We start from the raw sequence: 5,108 nt of genomic DNA on the forward strand, positions 1-5,108 counted from the left end.
TTGAAATCCCCACCGGCTGCGTTTGCAGTGGCCGCCCCTTCCCCGGTTGTGCCGAGCAGTTGCATTAACAGGTCAAGAAAAGTGCTGGAACCGGGTGTACCGGATGCAATGGCGCCCGGAGAAGATGGCTGTTCCACCACACGGGGTGTGGAATTGATTTCCATGGCCGTTTCACCTCCTTTGCAAAAATCTTCCTTTTCGTTTTTTTTACCATCACCTCCTCCGGCAGCTCAAACTGCAGGACTTGTCGCAGTACTATCCGGCTTCCCGCCTGTTGGGGTAAAAATGAACCCGCAGCCGGGCTTACTGCCTAATTCCGGCGACACCAGAACAGCCTGAGTCCCTGTTCGTCCACTTCCTTTTGGTCGGCCCGGTTTGCCTCCAGGATGTGGGCTTGTAGCTGCTTTTCCTTCAGCTTTTGCAAAATCATCCGCTGGTGCCGGGCTTCGAGGGCTTCCATCCGGCAGCGTTCCAGCTTCTCACCGGCTCTGGCCACGTCCTCCCGGCGGCAGTCCCGGTCGTTTATAAGCCGCTCCCGCCAGAGCTGAAGGTGAAATTGGTTCTCCAACCGCATTGGCCCTTCGTTGCAAACGGTGAAGCTCTCTTCCAGCAGGGAGTTTGTCCTGTTGAGCTCTTCCACCCGGTCCAGGTATTCCCGCTGTGCCCGGGAGTGAGCCAGGAGGGCCTGTTCTTCCTTTTGTTCCCTGAACTGCAGTACGGGCTGCAGGCGAAAACGAAATTTGCGCATGCCGGACACTCCTCAACCTTCATGTTTGCGATAAACTGCACCGAAAGCAGCAGCCATTGTACCGCCGGACGGGACCACCGTTTACCCGGGACCCGGCAGGGTCTTCATCGTTTCCTCAAAGCTGCTGTACTCGTGCATGTCCTGGCGCAAGAACTGCACAATGCGCGGATAGGCCTTCACCGCGGCGTCAATCCGGGGGTTGGACCCGGGTGCGTAAGCACCGATGTTGATCAAGTCCTCCGACTGGCGGTAGGTGGCCAGCAGGTCCCGCAGCCGGCCCACCCGGGCCAGGTGTTCGGCGTCCGCTATCTCCGGCATTAGCCGGCTTACGCTCTGCAGTACATCGATGGCCGGGTAGTGGTTCCGGGCCGCCATTTCCCGGGTCAGGACGATATGCCCGTCCAGAATGCCCCGCACGGCGTCGGTAATGGGTTCGTTGAGGTCGTCCCCCTCTACCAGCACGGTATAAAAGGCGGTGATGGAACCCGTGGTCCCCATTCCCGAACGTTCCAGCAGACGGGGCAGCAGGGCGAAAACCGACGGGGTGTAACCCCGGCTGGTCGGGGGCTCGCCGATAGCCAGGCCCACTTCCCGCTGGGCCATGGCAAAACGGGTGACCGAATCCATGAGAAGCAGTACGTCTTTACCCTCATCGCGGAAATATTCGGCAATGGCGCTGGCCAGAAAGGCGGCCTTGACCCGCACCAGCGCAGGCTGGTCCGAAGTGGCGGCCACCACCACCGAACGGGCCAGGCCTTCCGGACCCAGGTCCCCTTCAATGAAGTCGCGAACTTCCCGGCCCCGCTCCCCCACCAGAGCGATCACATTTACATCCGCACTGCTGTACCTGGCCACCATGCCCAGGAGCGTACTCTTGCCCACCCCGCTGCCGGCAAAAATACCCAGGCGCTGTCCGCGGCCGCAGGTGAGAAAGGCATCGATGGCCCGTACCCCGGTGGAGAACACCTGTGTGATGCGCTGCCTGTACAGGGGGTTGGGCGGGGAATTGTCTACCGGTACGTAACACTGGTCTGGGGCAAGGAGATCCCGGCCGTCCATGGGCCGGCCCAGCCCGTCCAGTACTCTCCCCAGCAGGTGTTCACCCACTGCCACCGACAGGCCCCGGCCCCGGGGCACCACGCTGCAGCCGGGGAAGATGCCCCGCAGTTCCCCCAGCGGCATGAGCAGGGTGACATCTTCCCGGAAACCCACCACTTCGGCCACCACCGGTGCTTCACCCGGTACCTGGATGTCGCAGATTTCACCGATGCGGGCGGCAATGCCCCGCACTTCCACAGTCAAGCCGATGACCCGCACCACCTGCCCGGTGGGGCGCAGCAGCCTGGCCGAACGCACCCGCTGGCGCCAGCGTTCCAGGTCGATCTGGGGTAAAGCCATCTGCGTTGTTCCCACTTTCCAGTCCACCCTGTTCCCCAATAAGTTAATAATAAGTTAATAGGTGCCTGGCACCAACACTTTCTCCAGGGCCTGCCAGCGTGACTCAAGGGTGGCGTCCACCCTGCCATCGGCCGTTTCGATGCGGCATTCACCCGGTTTTATGGCCGGATCGCCGATAATATTCAGGACTGCACCGGGGGGCAGCGACAGGAGTATTTCCTCCCGTCTTTCTTCCACCAACTTCTTCTGTTCCGGGTTTACATAAACAACCACCTGTTCACGTATCCGGGCAGCTTCCAGAGCCTCCCGCACTATGTTCAGCACTATGGCGGGGTCGATGGTCAACTGGGCAGCCACGATCTTTTCTGCCATTTCCCGGGCCAGGGCCACCAATTCCCCCTCCAGGCCTTCCAGAGTGGCCCGGCGGATTTCTTCCGCCTGCAGCAGCACCTGCCTGGCCTCCTCCCGCAGGGCCTGGGCTTCAGCGGCCGCATCCTCCAGTGCCTTCCGGTAACCTTCCCGGTAACCCTCTTCCCTCCCGGCCTGCAGCCCTTCCTCCCTGGCGCGGGCCGCCTCTTCCCGGGCCAGCGCTTCAGCCTCCTGTCGTGCCTGCTCAAGTATGGCCGAGGCTTCCCTCCGAGCTGCGGCCAGGATTTCTTCGCTTTTTCCCCGGGTTTCATCCAGCGAGGCCATTTTCCCCCGGCCGTTCCCGTTGCCGCCGTGGTGTTCGTCCCGGCTTAAAGGCAGTACGGGGAAGTCGTAGCGCAGGGTTACGAAAACAGGCTCCTCATCGCAGGATACGCCGCCCCGGATGATCCTAAATAATGATCGCATCCTCTCCACCCCGTGCGATGATAATCTCGCCCGTTTCGTCCAGACGGCGTATAATCTGCACTATGCGCTGCTGGGCTTCTTCCACTTCGCGCAGGCGTACCGGACCCATAAACTGGATTTCCTCCCGCAGCATATCGGCTGCCCGGCGGGACATGTTCTTGAATATGCGCTCGTTGACTTCTTCGTTGGCTCCCCGCATGGCCCTGGCAAGGTCTTTGGTGTCGACCTCCCGCAGCACTCGCTGTATGGCGGTATCGTGAAGTTTGACGATGTCTTCGAAAACAAACATCATCTTGCGCACTTCGTCGGCCAGGTCCGGGTCGGAAACCTCCAGTTCTTCCAGGATGGTTTTTTCTGTGCTGCGGTCCACCCGGTTTAAAATATTGACCAGAGTTTTTACACCGCCTGCCGTCTGGTCCTGTTGAACCACCATCGAAAGTTTTCTTTCCAGAACCTTCTCCACTTCCTTTATTACCTCCGGGGGTGTGCGGTCGATGACCGCTATCCGCCGGGCGACATCGCTCTGTTTTTCCGGAGGCAGGGAGGAAAGGATTACCGCTGCCTGCTCCGGTACCAGGTGGGTGATGATCAGGGCAATGGTCTGCGGGTGCTCGTCCCGGATGAAGTTGAGCAAATGCTTCGGGTCTGTCCGGCGCAGGTTGCTGAAAGGAACTTTTTGAATGGCCACCGATACCTTATTGAGTATTTCTTCAGCCCGCTGGGGACCCACGGCTTTTTCCAGTACTTCCCGGGCATACTTGTAACCCCCGTGCATCAGGTATTCCCGCGCTTTGCTCAATTCCAGGAACTCTTCCAGTACTGCCTGCTGGACTTCTTTGGGTACGCTTTCCAGCATGGAAATCTGCTGCGTGAGCATTTCTATTTCATCGTCCGGGAAATGCTTCAGCACCCTGGCGGACAGCTCTGCGCCCAGGGCGATCAGGAGAATCGCCGCCTTTTGTAAACCGGTCAGCCTGCCAACCACGACGCATCTACTCCTTGAGCCACACTTTTAAAATCTCGGCCACTTGAGCCGGTTTTTCCCGGGCTATGTCCCTGATTTGCTGAGTCCTGCTGGGCTGCGCGGGCTTTTCTTCAGGTGCCGCCGGCACATATCCGGTTTCCACCGGCCTCCTGGCCACCTCTTCCAGGGTTTCCAGTTCATATTCACGGCGACGCCTGCGGCGGACCAACAGGAACAACAGGAGCAGGCCAATTAACAGCCCGACCGCCCCCACCGCCGCGGGCCAGTATTTTTTCAGACCTGCCAGCGAGGTGGGAGGTTGCGCCATTTCCCGTCGAGCTTGGTCCAGGTAACTGGTGTCAAAGGGCATGGCCGAAACGTTGATCTGGTCCCCCCTGTTTTGCTGCAGCCCCACCGCTGCTGCGACCATGTCCTGCACCTGCTGTAACTGGGGGGCGCTGTAGTTGCCGTTTAAAACCACGGCCACCGAAAGCCGCCGCAGGGTTCCCGGCGCGGCAACCAGGGTCTGCTGCTGGCTGCCCAGCTGGTAGTTGGTGGTGGTCTGCTGCTTCTGGTACCGGGAATTGCCGCCCGTTAAAGCGGGAATGGTACTTCCTGGTGGTTGAGAGGTGGTAGTTCCCCCCCCTCCAGCCGCACCCGTGCCCGAGCCATTCTCGGTAATGGTTTGCTGGCTCAATGTCTGTCCCGGCTGGACGGTGGTGGTGGTGGTCTGGCGCTGGTCAAAGTCCAGGTCGGCCGTCACCATGGCCACCGCCTTGTTCGGCCCCAGGATTCTGGCCAACATCTGCTGGATGCGTGTCTCCAGCTCTTTTTCGTACTGCCGGCGTACCTGGTATTGGTCCATCGACAGGCGCGCCAGCTTGGCCCGCTCGTCGGCCAGGGCCAGGTTGTCGCTTAAGACGTTGCCCTCCATGTCGATGATGTGTACGTTTTCCGGCTTCATCCCCTGGACGCTGCCGACTACCAGGTCCATAATGCCCTTAACCTGTTCGGGCTTCAATTCGCTTTTAAGTTTTAAAGCTATCGAAGCAGAAGGTTCCACCTGGTTGTCCAGAAAGAGACTCTCCCTGGGGAGGACCAGGTGTACCCGCGCCTGTTCCACCTCGTCAAGACTTGTAATGGTACGGCGGAGTTCTTCCTGTA

Annotated in this window: 5 protein-coding genes; all 5 read right to left on the reverse strand. The window is 59.9% G+C overall.

Translation table 11 applies throughout. The features are described 5' to 3' along the window. Positions 1-310 precede the first annotated feature (310 nt). Positions 311-748, reverse strand: coding sequence for a flagellar export protein FliJ (fliJ, locus tag ACPLUI_RS10640; RefSeq protein ID WP_424660241.1), 438 nt, complete (start codon positions 746-748; stop codon positions 311-313). An 81-nt stretch (positions 749-829) separates the two neighbouring features. Continuing rightward, positions 830-2,146 carry a flagellar protein export ATPase FliI gene (fliI, locus tag ACPLUI_RS10645; RefSeq protein ID WP_424660245.1) on the reverse strand — a complete coding sequence of 439 codons (1,317 nt, stop codon included), beginning with the start codon at positions 2,144-2,146 and terminating at the stop codon, positions 830-832. A 54-nt stretch (positions 2,147-2,200) separates the two neighbouring features. Then, entirely contained in the window at positions 2,201-2,980 is a 780-nt protein-coding gene (locus ACPLUI_RS10650) for a FliH/SctL family protein (protein WP_424660242.1), read from the reverse strand. Further along, complete coding sequence (gene fliG, locus ACPLUI_RS10655; protein WP_424660243.1) at positions 2,964-3,965, reverse strand: flagellar motor switch protein FliG; 1,002 nt, start codon at positions 3,963-3,965, stop codon at positions 2,964-2,966. Before fliG ends, ACPLUI_RS10650 begins: the two co-directional genes overlap by 17 nt. Positions 3,966-3,972: 7 nt before the next feature. Beyond that, positions 3,973-5,108: flagellar basal-body MS-ring/collar protein FliF (gene fliF, locus ACPLUI_RS10660; protein ID WP_424660244.1), on the reverse strand; the 1,136-nt coding region annotated here is incomplete at its 5' end.

This window comes from Desulfofundulus sp., from assembly GCF_049701015.1.
In the GTDB taxonomy this organism is placed as follows: Bacteria; Bacillota; Desulfotomaculia; order Desulfotomaculales; family Desulfovirgulaceae; genus Desulfofundulus.

Bases quoted from the DNA above. Each gene is read 5' to 3' on its own strand.
- fliJ (WP_424660241.1), bottom strand. From the start codon at position 748: ATGCGCAAATTTCGTTTTCGCCTGCAGCCCGTACTGCAGTTCAGGGAA.
- fliI (WP_424660245.1), bottom strand. From the start codon at position 2,146: ATGGCTTTACCCCAGATCGACCTGGAACGCTGGCGCCAGCGGGTGCGT.
- ACPLUI_RS10650 (WP_424660242.1), bottom strand. From the start codon at position 2,980: ATGCGATCATTATTTAGGATCATCCGGGGCGGCGTATCCTGCGATGAG.